Source organism: Candidatus Contubernalis alkalaceticus, from assembly GCF_022558445.1.
Classification (GTDB): Bacteria; Bacillota; Dethiobacteria; order SKNC01; family SKNC01; genus Contubernalis; species Contubernalis alkaliaceticus.
In genome coordinates this window covers 204,932-224,314 of sequence record NZ_CP054699.1, presented here as the reverse complement: position 1 = coordinate 224,314, position 19,383 = coordinate 204,932, and the positions used below count along the sequence as shown (strand labels likewise).

At 42.4% G+C, this 19,383-nt stretch carries 14 protein-coding genes; 1 reads left to right on the top strand and 13 read right to left on the bottom strand.

Annotated elements, in window-relative coordinates; all coding sequences use genetic code 11:
- Nucleotides 1–8: 8 nt before the first annotated feature.
- The 7 genes from gap to HUE98_RS00990 all read right to left on the bottom strand — a co-directional run bounded on the left by gap (nt 9) and on the right by HUE98_RS00990 (nt 6,472).
- Nucleotides 9–1,019 (bottom strand): type I glyceraldehyde-3-phosphate dehydrogenase, encoded by a 1,011-nt coding sequence (gene gap / locus HUE98_RS01020; RefSeq protein WP_241422049.1) that lies wholly within the window; start codon nt 1,017–1,019, stop codon nt 9–11.
- A 189-nt stretch (nt 1,020–1,208) separates the two neighbouring features.
- Nucleotides 1,209–2,150, bottom strand: a complete 942-nt coding sequence (gene whiA / locus HUE98_RS01015) for a DNA-binding protein WhiA (RefSeq protein ID WP_241422048.1) — start codon at nt 2,148–2,150, stop codon at nt 1,209–1,211.
- Between the two features lie 64 nt (nt 2,151–2,214).
- Complete coding sequence (rapZ, locus tag HUE98_RS01010) at nt 2,215–3,099, bottom strand: RNase adapter RapZ (RefSeq protein WP_318036513.1); 885 nt, start codon at nt 3,097–3,099, stop codon at nt 2,215–2,217.
- Between the two features lie 376 nt (nt 3,100–3,475).
- Complete coding sequence (locus tag HUE98_RS01005) at nt 3,476–4,216, bottom strand: PHP domain-containing protein (protein WP_241422047.1); 741 nt, start codon at nt 4,214–4,216, stop codon at nt 3,476–3,478.
- Nucleotides 4,217–4,530: 314 nt separating this feature from the next.
- A complete protein-coding gene (locus HUE98_RS01000; protein WP_241422046.1) occupies nt 4,531–5,262 on the bottom strand; it encodes a phosphatase in 732 nt (243 codons plus the stop codon).
- Between the two features lie 13 nt (nt 5,263–5,275).
- Complete coding sequence (locus HUE98_RS00995; RefSeq protein ID WP_241422045.1) at nt 5,276–6,076, bottom strand: Cof-type HAD-IIB family hydrolase; 801 nt, start codon at nt 6,074–6,076, stop codon at nt 5,276–5,278.
- A gap of 42 nt (nt 6,077–6,118) precedes the next feature.
- The gene (locus HUE98_RS00990) at nt 6,119–6,472 is read right to left on the bottom strand and encodes a phage holin family protein (protein ID WP_241422044.1); all 354 of its coding nucleotides are present in this window, start codon (nt 6,470–6,472) and stop codon (nt 6,119–6,121) included.
- A gap of 140 nt (nt 6,473–6,612) precedes the next feature.
- Here HUE98_RS00990 and HUE98_RS00985 point away from each other — a divergent pair, with 140 nt between their 5' ends.
- The gene (locus tag HUE98_RS00985) at nt 6,613–7,491 is read left to right on the top strand and encodes a hypothetical protein (RefSeq protein WP_241422043.1); all 879 of its coding nucleotides are present in this window, start codon (nt 6,613–6,615) and stop codon (nt 7,489–7,491) included.
- 13 nt (nt 7,492–7,504) lie between these two features.
- Here HUE98_RS00985 and uvrC read toward each other — a convergent pair whose 3' ends face one another.
- The 6 genes from uvrC to HUE98_RS00955 form a co-directional block, all read right to left on the bottom strand.
- Nucleotides 7,505–9,358: an excinuclease ABC subunit UvrC gene (uvrC, locus tag HUE98_RS00980; protein ID WP_241422042.1), complete on the bottom strand. Its 1,854-nt coding sequence runs from the start codon at nt 9,356–9,358 to the stop codon at nt 7,505–7,507.
- A gap of 42 nt (nt 9,359–9,400) precedes the next feature.
- Nucleotides 9,401–12,274, bottom strand: a complete 2,874-nt coding sequence (gene uvrA / locus HUE98_RS00975) for an excinuclease ABC subunit UvrA (RefSeq protein WP_241422041.1) — start codon at nt 12,272–12,274, stop codon at nt 9,401–9,403.
- A complete protein-coding gene (gene uvrB / locus HUE98_RS00970; RefSeq protein ID WP_241422040.1) occupies nt 12,271–14,259 on the bottom strand; it encodes an excinuclease ABC subunit UvrB in 1,989 nt (662 codons plus the stop codon). Before uvrB ends, uvrA begins: the two co-directional genes overlap by 4 nt.
- A gap of 261 nt (nt 14,260–14,520) precedes the next feature.
- Nucleotides 14,521–15,783, bottom strand: coding sequence for an L-lactate MFS transporter (locus tag HUE98_RS00965; protein ID WP_241422039.1), 1,263 nt, complete (start codon nt 15,781–15,783; stop codon nt 14,521–14,523).
- 766 nt (nt 15,784–16,549) lie between these two features.
- A complete protein-coding gene (locus HUE98_RS00960; RefSeq protein ID WP_241422038.1) occupies nt 16,550–17,839 on the bottom strand; it encodes a site-2 protease family protein in 1,290 nt (429 codons plus the stop codon).
- Between the two features lie 69 nt (nt 17,840–17,908).
- A complete protein-coding gene (locus HUE98_RS00955; protein ID WP_241422037.1) occupies nt 17,909–19,378 on the bottom strand; it encodes a S41 family peptidase in 1,470 nt (489 codons plus the stop codon).
- Between the last annotated feature and the right edge of the window lie 5 nt (nt 19,379–19,383).

The window sequence follows — 19,383 nt, the reverse complement described above, 5'->3', positions numbered from 1 at the left end:
TGCTCCTTTCAAACAGCGTATCCTGTTCTGGCGATATAAAGAACCAGGTCTAAAGTTCTGCAGCAGTAAGCCCACTCGTTATCATACCAGGATACAATCTTCACCATATTATCCCCCATTACCATAGTAGATAAACTATCTATAATTGAGGAATAAGAATTTTTCACATAGTCAACAGAAACCAGCGGCTCATCACATACTGCCAATATTCCATTTAAAAACCCTTTCGAAGCTTCCCGTAAAGCTTCGTTAATTTCCTCTACCCCGGTACCGGTTCCCAGTTCCACCACCAAATCCACTACTGAAACCGTAGGAGTAGGCACCCGTAACGCATATCCATCCAGTTTCCCTTTTAATTCCGGCATAACCAGTCCCAAAGCCCTGGCCGCTCCGGTAGAAGTAGGTATAATGGAGAGTGCTCCAGCCCTGGCCCGTCTCAAATCAGAATGAGGAAAGTCATGTATCTGCTGATCATTAGTGTACGCATGAATGGTAGTCATTAAACCTCTTTTAATCTCAAATTTTTCATGAAGCACCTTTGCTGCTGGAGCCAAACAATTGGTGGTACAAGAGGCATTGGAGATCACCTTATGCTCCGGAACATATTTGTGATGATTAACTCCCATTACCACAGTAATATCTTCGTCCTTTGCCGGCGCTGTAATAATAACTTTTGAAGCACCATTGTTCAAATGGCCCTGCACCTCATCCTTGCTCCGAAAGACACCGGTTGCTTCCAGTACAATATCTACTCCATGTTCTCCCCACGGCAGTTTTGAAGGCTCCCTTTCCGCCAACACTTTTACTTCTTTCCCATCAATAATCAGACAACCGTCTCCGGCCGCTACACTCAGTGGAAATATTCCGTATATTGAGTCATACTTTAGCAGATGAGCCAGGATTTTCGGATCCCGAGTGCTGTTTACCGCTGTAATTTCAATATCCCTATGATTCTCAAAAACAGCTCTGATACATCCACGGCCTATTCGACCAAACCCGTTGATTCCAACTTTGACCATTTTTAACTTATTCCTCCCCTAATCAATTGTAATGCACTCCTTAATTAATTATTGTATCCTCTAGCTGTTTTAGAACTACTAAACAAAATTAATTAGTACATCACTTTTAATGAATTATGTTATTCTATTTAAATTTAATTCTATTCTTAGTATTAAATTCCTGCCTATACTGTATTTTCTTAACAATTTTTATTTTTTAATATTTTTGGACATTTTTTCCAGTTTTCGCATTCGGTGATTCACCCCCGATTTACTTAAAGGAGGGGTAAACATCTCCCCCAACTCCTGAAGAGTGGCTTGGGGATATTTTATTCTGAGTTCAGCCACCTGCCGCAGAGAATTGGGTATATTTTCAAATCCTATCTCCAGACTTATATTCCTTATGCTCTCCAGCTGGTTCACAGCAGCAGTCACCGTTTTATTCAAATTAGCTGTGTCACAATTCACCAAACGGTTAATATTATTGCGCATTTCCTTAAGTATTCTAACATTCTCAAAATAAAACATCCCTTGGTGAGCCCCTATAACATTTAAAAGCTCAAGGATTTTGTGACTATCTTTCAGGTAGACCAGGTAACTGCTTTTCCTTGGGATCACCTTTCCCTCAATATCAAAGGACTCTAACAAAAAATTTATTTCTCCGGCCTGCTCTTCATATTCCGCTCCTATTTCCAGATGATAAGATGTGTCTGGATTACTTATGGAACCCCTGGACAAAAAAGCTCCCCGGAGATATGCTCTTCGACAGCATTTTTTACCAATTATTTCCCCGGCAATTTTTTTGTTGAATCCGCTCAAATCCTGTTCCCTGGTAATTATTTTCAGGCTCAACAGTATTTCCTGTACCATTTCTTTCCCCGAGATTTTCACCAGGTACATATTATTTTTTTTCAGCCTGGTTTTCTTTTTTACCAATAGATGACTGTTCACTGCAAAAATTTTTTTAAAGAAAAGAAATATCCGCCGGGCTACCGCCGGGTTTTCCGTGTGAACGACTAAAGCTATCTCACTATGGGTAATCTGCAGGCTGCCGTTCATATGAATAAAGGCCGTTAGCTCGGCCTTCAGACAGCAGTTTCCCTTAAAATTTATTCTAGCCAACTCATTCTTCACTCTAAAAGAAAATGACATGTTTATCAACCTTTTATAAGCAGGGTTAATCCCCGCCAGTAATAATTTTTAAGTGACATGACTTTCAATTCTTTAAAATATCCCTGTGTTCCAAGGTTGTCTGATAATTATATTCTTTCAACACATTACTAAGTTCGTTTGAGATAGTTACCGAGCGGTGTTTGCCTCCTGTACAGCCAATGGCAATCACTAACTGAGTTTTACCCTCCCGAACATAACAGGGAATTAAAAATTTTAAAAAACTCCTGAGTCTTTGAAAAAATTGTCTGGTTATAACCCACTGCCACACATATTCTTTGACTGAAAAATCATTTCCGGTCAAAGGACGAAGAGAATCCACATAGTGTGGATTGGGTAAAAACCTCACATCAAAAACCAGGTCTGCATCCATGGGAATTCCATACTTAAAACCAAAAGATACCACCGAGACCAGTATACTGTTCTTATCCCTTTCTTTAGAAAAAAACTCTTTTATTTTTTCTTTTAATTCCTTGGGAGCCAGGTCAGTAGTATCTATAATTAAATCCGCTTTCCCTTTAAATTTTTCTAAAAGCTTTCTTTCCTCTTTGATCCCTTCAGATATACTCCCCTGCTCTGCCAGGGGGTGCCTCCTTCTGGTTTCCTTAAACCTCCGTATCAGCCTTTCATCAGTAGCTTCTAAAAACAATATTTCATATTGAAAACCCATTGATTCCATGGTCTTTAAAGCCTCCATGAGATTAAGGAAAAACTCCCTGCCCCTGACATCACAAACCAGGGCTATACTGCTAATTTTCCCTTCAGAATGAAGGCAGAGCTCAGCAAATTTAGGGATAAAAGTTGGGGGCAAATTATCTACGCAAAAAAATCCCAAATCCTCAAAACACCTGATTGCTTCCGTCTTGCCTGCCCCTGACAACCCAGTAATTAATACAAACCGTATTTTTTCCCCCACGTCTACAGGTTTCATCCCTTGAATTCTCCTCATTTTAAATTTTTAATAATATTTTATAATAATTTTATAAACCTACATTTTCATTATATAATTCCTGGTTTCATTAATCAATTACATTGTGGCTAAATTCAGACAACCCCTTGCAAAAAACAGTAAAGTGCTGTATTATGTAAACAAGGGCTTGCCGCCCTTATCATTATTACCTCCTTTAAAAATATTTACAGGCATTCATGAGAATGCCTGATTTTTTTTATCTCTTTTTTTTGAGTATAAGACCCCCACCTCTAAGCTTAAGCGTAGGTGAGGGTCTTAATCAGGTGGAGTAGAATCTCCACCTGATTCCCCGATGCTTTTGTTTGCTAAAACAGATTCACTCACAAATTAGTCCTATTCAAAAGTTATTCTTAGTATTTATGATCCTTGCGGGGTCCAGTTTCAGTTCTCTGGCAATTTTCTCACCCTCCTCCAGCCTGCCTACCTCCTCAGGGCTGTGGGCATCGCTGTTAATTACAAATTTTACCTTAGTCTCTGCCGCTGACTTGACAAAATTTGAGGATTTTTGACCGTGAGAGCTGTTTATTTCCAAAGCGGTTCCCCGACGGGAACAAACCTCAGCTAGAACATGGGTATTAATGTTAAGTTTCAATCCCGGGTGTACCACCACATCAATAGGGAAACGCTCCACCGCCCTAATTACAGCAAGGGTATTAATATAGCGCATCTTAGCACCTAAAGAATCAATGAATCGTGACAACCAATTTTTGGCAATTAAGTTTACGCCGCTTTTTAAATCCCGGGAAATAATACCGGTGTGAAGCCCGGCTAAAAGTATATCCAACTTCTTAATGTAAGGTGAAGGGATATCAATATCCCCATCAATACTGACAATGTTGGCCTCCACTCCCAACAGTATTTTAATTTCCGGATATTTTTTTTGGCATATTTCAATTTCACTTTGAATCTTGTCCAGAGTTTTGGCACTTTTTATTCCCACCAGAATATTAGCGGGGCCGTGGTCAGTGATAGCTACCTCCTGGAGACCTCTTTTTATGGCTGCTCGCACATTATCCTCTACGGTGCCTTTTCCATGACTGTGCCGGGTATGAGTATGATAATCTGCAAAAAGCTCCAAACGATTCGCCTCATTTCTAATAATTTAATTTTATACGGTAATTTTTACCACAATTCCTTAGCTTATATTTATGTTTCGTTTATCATTAAGTAAATATTCCATTCACCTTAACCGTGCAAATCCCTCCACATTTACTTACAATTTAGGGTTGGTAATTTCTCCAATTATGTATATTCCGGCATTCATCTCCCACCTGTGGAGGCTGGAAGCCTTCTGCCGGAGAGCAGAAAAAAATAAGGCTATCCGTAAAAGGAAAGCCTTATTATAATTATTTTTAAAAACAACACCTGTGTATCTAAAATACCTTAAGAAAATTACCCGTCCACAAACCTCTTTCTTCCTTTTTCCCCTAGATACTCCTTAATCTTGTCCAAGGAGGAATTAAGAACTTTTTCCTCAGTAAATCCAGCTTCCATTATCATTTCCAGCGAAGTTGAAAAATTCCCTACATGACAGCTGGTATGGGCGTCACTGCCAATTACTATTTTGGCCCCCATTTCTTTTGCCACTTGGGCAATTCTCTGACAGTTTTCACAGCTGCCCTTTCTGCTGACCGTCAGGGAACTATTGTTAATTTCTATCATAGTGTTATGTTTTATAGCAGCTTCCACCACCTGGTATTCATCAATGGGGTAATTAGGATTTCCGGGATGAACAATTATATCCACCTGTGGATTCTCCATAACCTTAATCATAGCCCTGGTGTTCTGTTCCTTTGAGCCGCCGGGATAACAGATGGCATGAAAGCCCGCCAGAACAATGTCCAACTTCTTCAAATATTCAGCGGAAAGATCAATGTTTCCCTGATGATCTATAATATTCGCTTCAATCCCCTTTAATACTTCTATACCACAGATTTCCTCCGGAAGAACATGAAGATTACCAAAGTAATACGCATGGGGACCCCCGGGCATAGCCGGCCCGTGGTCAGTAATTGCTACCATGGACAGCCCTTTCCTGGCTGCAGCTTCAGCAATTTCATTTATCGTGCTGTACGCATGACCGCTGGCAATAGAATGAGTGTGTAGGTCAGCTACCAGTCTCATTTTAAAATCTCCCCTACCTTAATATATATTTATTAATTACCTGGGTTACCCCATCGTTAATATTGGACGCCGTAATATAATCAGCTGCTTTTTTCACATCTTCCCGGGCATTTTCCACCGCCACTCCCAGCCCTGCATACTCTAACATATCAATATCGTTATAGCTGTCCCCTATGGCTATCACTTCTTCCCTTTTTACACCCAGGGAATCAGCCAGCGCCTTTAATGCCTGGCCTTTAGTAGCCCGAGCATTAGTTATCTCTAAAAAATAGGGCTTAGAAGGAACCACTTTAAGTTGATTTTTATATTTCTGAGAAAACAGATTCCAGTAACTTTTTATAGTGTCTTCCTCAGAGGAAATCATAGTCATTTTAGTAGGCTCAACCTTCAAAAATTCCCTCAGGTTACCCACTGACTGGTAGTCAACATCAGCGATACTCACATAAAGACGGATCATCTCGTTGTCCTCCCGGACAAAAAGTTCGTCGTTCAAATAAAGGTTCAGATGATTGCCATTTTCTTCCAACAAATCTATAATCTCCAGAGCCGCCTGCAGAGGCACAGGACAATGAAATATCTGCTCTTGGGTCCGAGCTGTTTTCACCAGAGCTCCATGGTAGGTGATTAACGGCACATCCAACTCCAGCTGTTGAGCATATGGAAGGGTAGAACGAAACATTCTTCCCGTAGCCAGAGTTACCGTAACTCCCTTTCTAATAGCTTCATGAATTGCTTTTTTGTTTTTTTCGGATATAACAAATTCTTCGTTCAAAAGGGTATCATCCAGATCCAAAGCAAGTAACTTAAAACTCATGATATAATAACACTCCTGTATCTGTTATTTTAGACATACAACTTACCTTTTTCTATCTTTAACCAGTGCCGTTAATAATCCACTGATAATACTTAACACTAACGCTCCAAAAATCCCTGCAAAAAAAACATTATCCACTGTAAATCCAGACACTGTGCCGGCCACAGCCCATAGAGTAAATCCGTTAACCACGAAAGTAAAAAGGCCCAAGGTGAGGATATTGAGGGGCAGCACAATAACGTGAAAGATAGGCCTGATCACAGCATTTACTAAACCCAAAACAAAAGCGGCAAATAATGAGGCAATAAAACCATCTATGGCTATACCCTCAATGATACCGGCAGTTAAATAAATCGCAAGCCCATTAAGTACCCAGCGTATGATTAATCCTTTCATCAATTCTTTCCTCCCCAGTAATTATTTCTTGGGCTAAAGTATTCGACAATAGTGTGAATTATACCTTTATTTTAAAACCTTCTATCATACTTTAGCCAGAATTAGTAAAGAATAAAAAAGAAAAAGTGGAAGTGCAAACAATGATTGTAACTACTACCGAAAAACTAAAAAAAAGGGAACCTGTAGAATGGGCACTGGACTATATCAAAGAATCCCTTGCCTTTTTAATGGACAGTGAAATTGACCAAAATTATAAATTAGAAATCATTTATACCTCCGGTAAAGACCTGGCTCTAAGTTATAGGGATATGATTGCAAAAGGAACAGTAGGCCAGGAGGGACTGCTGATAGCAGTGGGACTACCCGCAGCTAATCTCAGTGTGCTTCGTCTGCTGGTAAAGTGTACTCCCTGTCCAGCTCAGCAAAAAATTAACTCAATCCAAAAAATACTATTTTATTACGCCTCTAATCTTCGATATATTGAAACTTTTTTGGCCGGCATGAATACGGTTCCTTCCAGCAGCACAGTATCTCTTCCCTTTATAATGGAAACCTTAAAAATGGCCCGGGAGAGAGGCCTAAATACCGGCCTTTTAGAAATGAACAAATATCCCCTGCTGTTGTGCTCTCTTCCCTATGAAGAAAAGGCTCCCGCCTGCTATTTAAATTCCTTCCACACGGTTATTCTTTTTGCAAACGACTATTCTACCTTTCTTAAACGGCATATTATACTGCACGAAATTGGACACATTCTTTTTAATTTAAGGAAAAACCATTTCAAGAGCAAAAAAGCCTTTGTCTACCTTATTTCTTTGCTGGAAAAAAAATGTTCTGATTCTAAGATCACCTCTCTACATAACTATCGAAAAAAATTTATGGAAGAACTTTGTGCAGACCTCTTTGCTACTTACCTGCTCTACCCTGAAATGAAAAAAGAAAATATAGATAGCTCTCAGTTGGTCTTTTGTGAAAAGTTATCGGCAGCAGTCCGGCTTTACCTGCACAGCCTTAATTCCTGATTTACGCACACTGTCATCTGTTAAAAAATGCATTAAAATAACTGTAAATCTCTTGAGCTGTCTTTGAGTCCATGCCCGGAACTAAACACAGTTCATCCACAGAGGCCTGGCTTATTTTTTTAACACTTCCAAAATGCATCAAAAGATTCTTCTGTCGTTTTTCTCCCACTCCTTTAATACGGGTTAAAACTGAATTCATTGCATCTTTATCCCGCAGGAGACGGTGATAGGAAAGAGCAAATCGATGTGCCTCATCTCGAACTTGCTGCATGAGTTTCAGTACCGAAGAATTAGAGGGCAGCACCAGGGGAGATTTTTCCCCTGGAAGAAACAGGTGCTCTTCCTTTTTCGCCAGGGAAACCAGGTTTATTTGACTTTCGAATTCCAGTTCCTGCAGTGCCTCCAAAGCAGCTTTAAGCTGTCCTTTCCCGCCGTCTATAAGTATCAGCTCCGGAAGAGGAAGAAATTTGGCAGAGTCCAGAGTAAGATGCCCTTCAGATACCTCCTGCTGCTCCCGTAGGGCACCTTTTAGCCTCCGGGTCAGGGCAGAATTAAGGGCCAGATAATCATCGGGGCCCTGCTGCTCCTCCATCTTAAAGCGGCGGTAAGCACTGCGCAGTGGGATACCCCCTTCAAAAACCACCATGGAAGCTACAATTTTACTTCCCTGAAGGTTGGACACATCAAACCCCTCAATACGAAATGGAATTTCTAAAAGGCCTAAAATTTGTTTCACTTCTTTCAGCAGAGATATAATGTTTTTTTCCTTTTGCGCTTTTTCCTCCATAAATAAAATCGCATTCTGATCAGCCATGTCGATTAATTCTTTTTTTAATCCTCTCTGTGGACAAAGAATTGCTGCCTTAGCTCCCCTCCTCTGAGAAAGCCAGGACTCCAAAACTTCTTTTTCGGAAACTACTGCCGGTGTCAAAATCTCTGCAGGTACCGCCGTGGAAGAATTATAGTACTGCTTAATAAAAGCAGTCAGGATTTCTCTTGCTTTCAGCCCTTGAGTATTGGTCAAGGTAAACTGTTCCTTGCCCACAATCTTCCCCTGCCGGATCAAAAAAACCTGCATAAAGGTTTCCTGCTCAGCCTGGGAATAACCAATTACATCCAAATCCTTCAACTTAGGCGAAACTACCTTCTGTCGGGAAACCAAACCACTAAGGCCCTGATGCTTATCCCTTAAGGCTGCAGCTTTTTCAAAATTCAGTTCCGCCGCCGCCCCATGCATCTCCCGTTCCAACCTGCGTAATAGTTTTTCCTGCCTTCCCTCCAAAAAAAGAGTCAAATCCTTTACCAATCCCCCATACTGCTCCGGAGATACCTCTCCTTGACAGGGAGCCAGACAGTATTTTAAGTGATAGTTCAAACAGGGCCTTTCTTTTCCCCTGACCCGAAATTTTTCTTTACAGCTGCGCAGAGGCAGAACTTTTTTCAATACCTTCAGGGTCTCCCTTAAGGATTTTACATTGGTATAAGGACCAAAATAACGGGAACCATCTTTTTCTATCTTTCGGGTGAGAAGCAGCCGAGGGTATTCTTCCGACAGCGTAATCTTTAAATAAGGGTACTGCTTATCATCCTTCAGGCTGACATTGTATCTAGGTTTATACTGTTTAATTAAACTGTTTTCTAAAATCAAAGCCTCTACTTCCGTCCCGGTCACAATATAATCCAAATCTCGGGCATGCCCCATCATAGCCTGACTTTTGGTGTCCAGAGAATTATTTTGAAAATAAGATCTAACCCTATTCTGCAGGGAGACAGCCTTCCCTACGTATATAACTTCCCCATTTTTGTTTTTGAAGATATATACTCCCGGCTGATCCGGCAGGTTTACAGGTCTATCCTCAAGCCTCACGTCTTTTTCCCCCTGACAACCCTAATCCTATTTTCTTACATATTATTGTATTTCCTTGCAGGGAATTGCTGCGCTCTCCATTTTTTGCCCCTGCTCCCCGTCCACAATTGACTTTAGATACTGCCCTGTATAAGATTCCAACTCCTGGGCCACTTCCTCCGGGGTCCCTTTGGCTGTCACCCATCCTCCCTGGTCTCCCCCTTCAGGGCCTAAGTCTATAATATAATCGGAAGATTTAATAACATCCAGGTTGTGTTCAATCACCATCACGGTATCCCCAGCATCTACCAATCGGTTCAGAATACTCAAAAGCTTTTTGATATCATCAATATGCAGGCCGGTAGTGGGCTCGTCCAGAATATAAAGGGTTTTTCCGTTACTGCGGCGGCTCAGCTCTGACGACAATTTGACCCTTTGAGCTTCCCCTCCGGACAGTGTAGTAGCCGGCTGACCCAACTTCACATAGCCCAATCCCACATCATAAAGCACCTGCAGCTTTCTCTTAATTTTAGGAATTGCCTGAAAAAAATCCAGAGATTCGGCCACAGTCATGTCCAGCACCTGAGCTATGTTTTTGCCTTTGTAGGTGACCTCCAGTGTTTCCCTGTTATATCTTTTACCCTTGCACACCTCACAAGGGACATAAACATCCGGCAGAAAGTGCATTTCTATTTTTATAATTCCGTCTCCCTTACAAGATTCACACCGTCCCCCCCGCAGGTTAAAGCTGAACCTGCCCTGGTTATATCCCCTGACCTTGGCATCAGGCACCTGAGAAAATAATTCCCGGATGTAAGTGAATGCCCCGGTATAGGTAGCCGGATTAGAGCGGGGAGTACGACCGATGGGTGACTGATCAATCTCGATCACCTTATCTAGATGTTCTATCCCCAGTACTTGCTTATGTTTACCAGGTTTTGACTTGGCCCGATGAAGCTCCTGGGCTAATTTTTTATACAGAATTTCGTTAACCAGAGTACTCTTCCCTGACCCGGAAACACCGGTTACGCAGATAAACACTCCTAGAGGAATTTCCACATCCAAATCTTTCAAATTATATTCCCCGGCACCCTTAATCTGCAGCCATTTTTCTCCCGTTTCCCTGCGTCTGGAGGGCAGAGGAATCTCCTTCTTCCCAGACAGATACTGTCCGGTGATGGAACGGGGTTTCTTGAGGATCTCGTCAACAGTCCCTGCAGCTACTACTTCCCCACCCAGGTCCCCGGCACCAGGACCGATATCAATAACGTAATCAGCGCTCCAAATAGTTTCCTCATCGTGCTCCACCACAATCAGAGTGTTCCCTAAATCTCGCAAATTTTTCAAGGTGTTTAACAATTTCAGATTATCCCGCTGATGCAGCCCTATGCTGGGTTCATCTAAAATATACAGCACCCCGGTAAGCCCTGATCCAATCTGTGTAGCCAGGCGAATCCGCTGGGCTTCCCCTCCCGAAAGAGTCCCCGCCTTCCGGTTTAGGCTCAGGTAATTAAGTCCCACATTTACTAAAAAGTGCAGCCTTTCCCTGATTTCCTTCAGTATTAACCGGGCAATCATTTTCTCCTTTTCCGAAAGCTCCAATCCCTCAAAAAATTCCAAACATTGAGAAACGCTAAAAGAGGTAACTTGCGATATGTTTTTCCCCCCCACCAGAACAGATAAGCTTTCCTTTTTAAGGCGGGTGCCCTGACATTCTGGACAAGGCCGGCTGCTCATGTACCGGGTGATTTCCTCCCGGACGTATTCCGAGGTGCTCTCCCGGTAACGCCTCTCCAGATAAGGGATAATACCGGGAAAAACTGCATAATAATTGTGCTGTCTTCCTGAAGTGGCTGCATAGGAAAAGTGAATTTTTTCATTTCCTGAACCTCGGAGCAGGAAGTCAATATCCTTAGAATCCAGATCTTTTGTCGGCAGGTCCGGGTCAATATGATAATGCTCACAAACTGATTCCAAGAGCTGCTGGTAATAGGTATAATGCTTGGTTCGATTCCAGGGTATTATGGCTCCCTCCCGAAGGGAGAGAGCTTTGTTTATCACCAGGTCTGGATCAACCTCCAGCTTAAACCCCAGCCCACTGCAGCGAAGACAGGCGCCATAAGGACTATTGAAAGAAAACATCCGGGGGGTTAATTCCTCAAAACTGAAACCACAGTCCGTACAAGCAAAATTCTGACTGAAGATCTGTTCTTCTCCCTCTAAAAGGTGAACAATCACCAGCCCTCCTGACAGGTTCAAGGAGGTTTCCAGGGAATCCGCCAGCCTTCTCTCCAACCCTTCTTTAACCACCAGCCGGTCCACTACCACTTCAATGGTATGCTTCTTATTTTTGTCCAGGACAATTTCCTCCTGGAGTTCTCGGATCTCACCATCTACCCTGACCCTGACATAACCATCTTTACGGATGTCGTTAAAAGTTTTTTGATATTCTCCTTTTCTTCCCCGAACCAGAGGCGCTAAAATCTGCAGTTTTGAACCTTGGGGATAGGACAGAATCCGGTCTACCATATGCTCAATACTCTGCTGGGCAATGGGATCCCCACAGTTGGGGCAGTGGGGCCTGCCCACCCGGGCGAACATCAACCTGAGATAGTCATATATCTCGGTGATGGTTCCCACGGTAGAACGGGGGTTCTTACTTCCTGCCTTCTGGTCAATGGAAATTGCCGGAGACAACCCCTCGATATAATCCACATCCGGCTTATCCATCTGACCTAAAAACTGCCGGGCGTAAGCAGAAAGGGACTCCACGTATCTCCTCTGACCCTCTGCATAGATGGTATCAAAAGCCAGGGAGGATTTCCCTGAACCGCTGAGGCCCGTTACTACCACCAGGCTGTTCTTAGGAATCTCCACATCTATATTTTTCAGGTTATGCTCCCTGGCGCCCCTGATAATCACATAATCTCTGCTCATTTTTTCTCCTCCCGGACTGGACTTTTTAGTTCAAAAAGAATGTCCCTGATTTCTGATGCCTTTTCAAATCTTAGTTCCTTAGCCGCCTGCTTCATTTCCTTCTCCAAGCTATCCATAAGCTTCTTTCTTTCCTTCCGGGACAATTCGGAAAATTCACTCATAGTTATATAACCAGAGGGCTCTTCCGCCACCCGGGTTGCCTCAATAACATTTCTGATGGCTTTTTTTATAGTTTCCGGAGTAATACCATGCTTCTGGTTAAATTCAACCTGCAGCCCTCTTCTGCGGTTAGTCTCTTCTATAGCTTTTTTCATGGACCTGGTTATTGTATCTCCGTACATGATTACCTTACCATGAACATTCCGGGCGGCCCGTCCGATGGTCTGAATTAGCGAACGGTCAGAACGTAAAAACCCTTCCTTATCCGCATCCAGGATAGCTACCAGGGAGACCTCCGGCAGGTCCAGGCCTTCCCGAAGCAGATTAATACCCACCAGCACGTCAAATTCCCCCAGTCTTAAGTCACGGATTATTTCCATCCTCTCCAGAGTTACAATCTCAGAATGCAGATAACGGACTTTAATGCCCCTTTCCTTAAAATAACTAGTCAGGTCCTCTGACATTTTTTTAGTCAAGGTAGTGACCAGTACCCTCTCTTTAGCCTCCGTCCGTTTGCGAATTTCACCGAAAAGATCTTCTATTTGCCCCTCCACAGGGCGGACCTCCACCTGGGGATCCACCAGGCCGGTGGGTCTGATAATTTGTTCAATAATCTGCCGGCTGCAGCCCAGTTCGTAAGGCCCCGGAGTGGCAGAGGTGTAAACCACCTGGTTGACCATCTTTTCAAACTCCTCAAAGCGCAGCGGACGGTTGTCCATTGCCGAAGGAAGCCTGAACCCATGGTCCACCAAATTCTGTTTGCGGGATCTATCTCCCTGGTACATTCCACCAATCTGCGGTACGGTGACATGAGATTCGTCAATAATCATCAGGTAGTCTTTAGGGAAAAAATCCAACAGTGTATAGGGCCTGCTCCCCGGCGGCCGGCCTGTTAAATGCCGGGAATAGTTTTCAATTCCTGAACAAAAACCCACTTCCCGAAACATTTCCAAATCATACCGGGTCCGCTGTTCCAGCCTCTGAGCCTCCAACAGTTTGCTGTGCCGGTTTAATTCCTCCAAATGGCTTTCCAGCTCCTCCTCAATATCTTTAATGGCCCGTTCCATATTAGGACGGGAGGTAACATAGTGAGATGCCGGAAAGACAGCCGCATGCTGACGTTCCCCCAGCATTTCCCCCGTAACCACATCAATTTCCCGGATCCTTTCTATCTCATCGCCAAACATTTCTATCCTCAGGGCCTTTTCCGTATAAGAAGCCGGGTATATCTCCAGTATATCCCCTCTGACCCGAAAATTACCCCGGGCAAATTTAATATCATTGCGGGAATACTGCATGCTTACCAACTTCCTTAATATATCCTCCCGTTCCCGGTTCATCCCCACCCGTAAAGATAGAACCTGATCCCGGTACTCTTCCGGAGAACCCAAACCGTAGATACAAGAAACACTAGCTACAATAATCACATCCCGCCGTTCCAGCAGTGCACTGGTTGCCGAATGCCGCAGCTTATCAATCTCATCATTTATAGAAGCGTCTTTTTCTATATAGGTATCTGAGGAGGGAAGATAAGCTTCCGGTTGATAGTAATCGTAATAGCTAACAAAATATTCTACGGCATTTTCTGGGAAAAAATCTTTAAATTCACCGCAAAGCTGAGCTGCCAGAGTTTTATTGGGAGCCATGACCAGCGTAGGCCTTTGAACTTCATTTATAACCTGGGCCATAGTGAAAGTTTTACCCGAACCGGTTACCCCCAAAAGGGTTTGGTGGTCAAGCCCGGAGAACACCCCCCGGCTTATCTCTTTAATTGCCCGGGGTTGATCTCCCCCGGGAATATAATCTGAAACTAGTTTAAATTCCAATGAAAACACCTCAAGTCTAATTATAACAAAAAATCAACCGGTTAAATAGCTCTACCCAGCTTGCTAATATTTGTTATTACTTAAAACTAATTATACCAAATACTTAAGTCAAAGACAACGAAACGGCTGTACTGAAAAGTTGTCAGAAGAACCGCCCCTTGACAACTTGACAACATTGACAAAGAGAAAGGCTGCCAGGAAGATTATCACCGGCAGCCTTTCTCTTTGCTTATGTTTTTAATTAACTTTGAGCGTGATAGCTTATGAAGAGGCAGTCAACTGCTCTTCCTCCTGGATGTCTTTGGGAGCTTTCATGGTTACCGCCAGGATTATGCCGAGAACACTAAGAACAGCGGAAATTGTGTAAGCAACTCCGAATGTTCCGGTGGCATCCCGAACGAGACCTCCTACCAGCGGGCCAAAAACTCCTCCGCCGCCCCAGGCTGTAAATACTAAACCGTAGTTTACACCCAGGTTTTTAACACCGAAGTAATTAGCTGTTATAGCCGGGAAGATGGTAAGCATCCCGCCGAAGGCAAAAGCAACTAATGCGGTGGCGATAAAGAGGGGTACTGCCGTGACAAAGGTGGAGAACAAGGCAAAAACAGCAACCTGCAGGATAAACATGGCCACTAAAGTATTTCTAAAACCTAATTTATCTGCAATAATACCGCAGCCGATCCGTCCACCCCAGTTAAATACTGCATACATGGAAATCAACCAGAAAGCTAAACCATCATTTAGGGCTGCCTGCTCGATACCAATCCTTCGAAGCTGACCGATAATCAAGAGACCGGCAAAGGTTCCGATACAAAACATGCCCCATAAACCGTAAAACTGCGGAGTTTTCATCATTTGCTTGTAATCCCAGTCAACCACCAGGCCCTTGGCTTTAGCGGCAAATTTAGAAGCCAGGTGTTCAGGAGGAGGTTCTGGAATGTACCCTGCGGGTGGGTTGGAAATAAGCTGAGCCAGCAGAATAATGATAATACCATAAGCAATACCAAGAATAATAAAAGTATTTGCAAGGCCGAACTGTGCCAAAAGATACCTGGACAGAGGTGCTACATATACTCCGGCCAAACCAAAACCACTGACCACAATACCGGAGATTAGACCTCTTTTATGAGGGCCAAACCACTTTACGGCTGCTGGAGTAGGAGCCGCATAACCAAAACCCATAGCCAGACCGAATACAATACCGAAAGAAATTGACAATCCCACCGGTGTAATTAAAAAGCCTGACAAGACCATACCTATTAGGGCCAGCACACCAGCTGCTATAATAACTGTCCTGGGACCAATCCTATCCTGAAGGCGGCCGCCGGGAACCATTGAAACTGCAAAAATGAAACAAGCAATCATATAAGGGATTTGTGATTGAGTTGATGTCCAGTTTAATGGTTCAACAACCAGGACACCCTGAAAAGCTCCCCAAGAATATAGCACCCCGAGGCAAAGGTTAACACCCATACCTGCAAGGGCGACTACCATTCCTCTGTTACCTGTGCTTTGATTTGACATAATTTCACTCCTCTTCTAAGTTAATTTGAGGTTATAACAAACTAAAATGAGTCAAGAAATATTATGTTACAAGTCAATTGCTATTGACAAAAATTCGGCTGTAGATGCTGTTATTTTCATATGAACCCAATGTGATAACGAACCGATAATAACTAACCCTTTAGTCTTATAGACGAATCTTCTTCAACTAACACCTCCCTGCCAAGTTATCCCACTATGGTCTTACTTGTAATAACTCTCTATTTACAACCATAGTTCCACCCATACTTCCTCCGAATATTTCCACAGCCAAAGGCTCTTATAAACTCAAGAAATAAATTAAATCTAAAGATCATGCTATGGAATATTACTATTTCACCTCCTTTGTAATAGTATTTATATTTTTGCATCTCTTCAGTTTCTAGAGAACACTTTTAGAAAAGTGGGGGAAAGGCAGCCCTGCCCTTCCCCAAAAAATATATGGAGGGGAGAAACAATTGTTGAAGCATAAGTATATTTAATTAACTTTAAATTTTTGCATAAACAAAATCATTTAAAGTTAAAATATTATAATTTATGTATAATTCTATTCCTATTTTCCAAAAGAAAGATTTATTCCCTGATAAAGCTTTAGTTTTGACAATATTTAAAAAATTGTCTCTAAGTTCTAAATTTTCTGAATATTCCTCTTATCATTATATTCTGAATTTAATAAATATGCAAGTATAGTTTTGCAATTTTTTAAAAAATATACCCATTAGCAGTTATTATCCATCTGTTAATAAACCTATTTCTTTCTGGGCAGCCTTTCCTTAAGGGAATCCAAAAGGCTTCGCTGCTTTAATTCCACATATGTGGAAGTCTGAGAATCGGGAACTAAAATAATCCCCAGTTTTTTCGGAGAGGATTCCAGGTTAATGCGATACTTTACTTTTTTCCCATTGACCTTTTCTACCCACAGGGTAAAATGCTTCTCTTCAGACTGTATGCAGCGGTTCAAATCGCTGCGGTCTTCCATAATACAATCATTTATCCTCATAATAACATCCCCGCTGCTTAAACCGGCCTTATGGCCAGGATAACCAGGCAGTGTGTCTAAAATTTTAATGCCTTTTTCCGGTGGAACAAATATTGGTTCCTTGGAGAATTCTTCCCTGTTTCCTTTGATAATTAAATACTCATGGCCCAGGGGGGCAAAAATAACTGCTAAAAACATTAATTCTACCCGGTAGTATGCCAAAATAGCCAGTCCCAACAGAAGGAGGCTGTAACCGCTTAAATTTTTGGCCGAGCGTAGAGTCTTTTCCCGGGGAAAGGAGGATATAGAAATATCGCCGTAACCCAATCCGGCAGCGATGGGAAGCATCATAAAAGCAGCCTTGACCCCTTCTTCTAAAATTTGAGAAGAACCTAATAAGGGCCACCATGTTGGCATTTCAAGGCCCTGCGGAAGCTGCTGCACCGCCTCAGGCACCAATATAGTAATTAAACCTACAATAGGCAGAGGCCAGAATTTTTGCAGGCTGAACCCCCCTACCACCTGGCCGGAATTATTTTTAATAAAGAGAGGGCTCACTCCTATATGTCCGCTTAAGGCAATGAGCAGGCTTTCCGTCAGATGCAGGATGCCAATCAAGGCCATCAAGCCGGGAACGTTTATGTTTATTAACCCCTCTAAAAAAATATTATTGGGAAGAATCGGGGAAAGGCCTTTAGATACCATACTCAAAAGTCCAATAATCCCCCCGGCATAAGCAAAACAGATATAGCGAGGATTTATAAACATAAATAAAATAGCCAATGGCCACAGATATATAATTCCTACCTGATCCAACGAAATGCCCACAATAATCAGCATGACACTGGCCAATATCCCTCCTAAAATACCAAAGCCTGCCGAAACTAATGTTTGGCGCAGTATACTGTTTTTAGGCACCCCGAACATTTTAACCTCCATGCCAACAGTTTTCTTATATTGAAAAACTACCAGTAAAACCACCAACCAGAATATAAAATTCCCAAATGTGTACAAAAAACTATTAGAAAGCATGCCAAGCATCTCTATTACAGTATTCATCCAAAGGCCACGACCTCTCCACTTGAATTTAATAACTCTTGTAAATGTATATACCTGAAAAATACAGCCTTATGGCTCCGGAACAGTTTCCGCCAAACCTTGAATATACTCTATAGCGGTGTTCAACTGTGTATCCAAACCTGCCAGCTCTTTTTCCACTTTTTCATAGAGTACTCTTAAGGTGGTGCTTTCCAGTATTCCACTGGGGCCTAAATTATTAGCTTTTTGAAAAACTTTTAAATTCTCAACAGTTTTTTCATCAAAATACCCTTCCATCTCAAAATTATAGCCTAAGCCTTCCAGCATTTTTTGAAAAATTTTAACATCATCTCCATAGTTTCCAAAAGAGAGCTCCCTGGTAAAAGGAAAACGATAATAGTTAAATATCTCGGGGAGCTCAACATAAATATCCGGCTCCAGTCCAACGCTGTGAATATCCCTGTGCTCAGGAGTGAGATATTTAGCTACGGTTAACCGCAAACCCACATCTTCGCCATAAAAGTTTTCAATAGTCTGCACCGTTGATTTACCGTAGGTATTAACTCCAACCAGCACAGCAGCATCAGTATCCTGAAGCGCTCCAGCAATAATCTCAGATGCACTGGCTGAATACGCATTAACCAGCACCACTATTTCGTATTCTTTGGCCCGGGCTGAAGAATAGTAAGACCTGATCACTTCTCCCTCGGAATTCACCATAAAGGTTATGGGTCCCTGTGGGACTAATAGTTCTCCCAGTTCAACCGCCCCCTGCAGTACTCCACCAGGATTATTCCTTAAGTCCAGGATCAACCCCTGAATATCTTCATCCTCCAGCTTTTCCAGTTCATACTTGAAATTGTAACCGGTATGTTCATCAAAATTGGTAACCTGTATATAACCTATATCACCTTCCAGGATTTTAGAACTCACCGTATCCAATACTATATTTTCTCTTTTAACTTCAAATTCAAAGAATTCACTGAATCCCTCTCTTTTTATGGTGAGATTAACCTGGGTATTTTCCGGCCCTCTAATTCTACTTATAGCCTCCACCAGAGAAACCCCCTCCAGGCTTTCCCCGTCCACCGCCAATATTTGATCCCCGGAGACCAGCCCCACCTTTTCCCCCGGGCTTCCCTTTATGGGAGCAATTACCGTTATTCGGTCATTTACTACCGAAACCTCTATGCCAATCCCGCTGAAAGAACCTGATATTTTAATATGAATGTTTTCCAGCTCTTCCTCATCTAAAAAATAAGTCTGCGGGTCCCCCAAGGACCCAACCATTCCTTGGATGGCTCCTTTAAGCAGCTGCTCAGGTGGAACCTTTTCAATATACCGGCTGATCAGGGATTGGTATACTTTTAAAAATAATTCCAATTCCTCCGGATAAGAATTATCCCTTTCAGCTTGAACTTCCTCTTCTCCAGGCAAGAGCTCTTCCAGTAGAGCAGAATCTTGGCCAGAAAAATGTTTACTGGTAAAATGATACGTTGCTATGTTACTGACAAAAACCAGCATACATAGCAACGCAATCATAATTTTTTTATCTCTCATTTCTT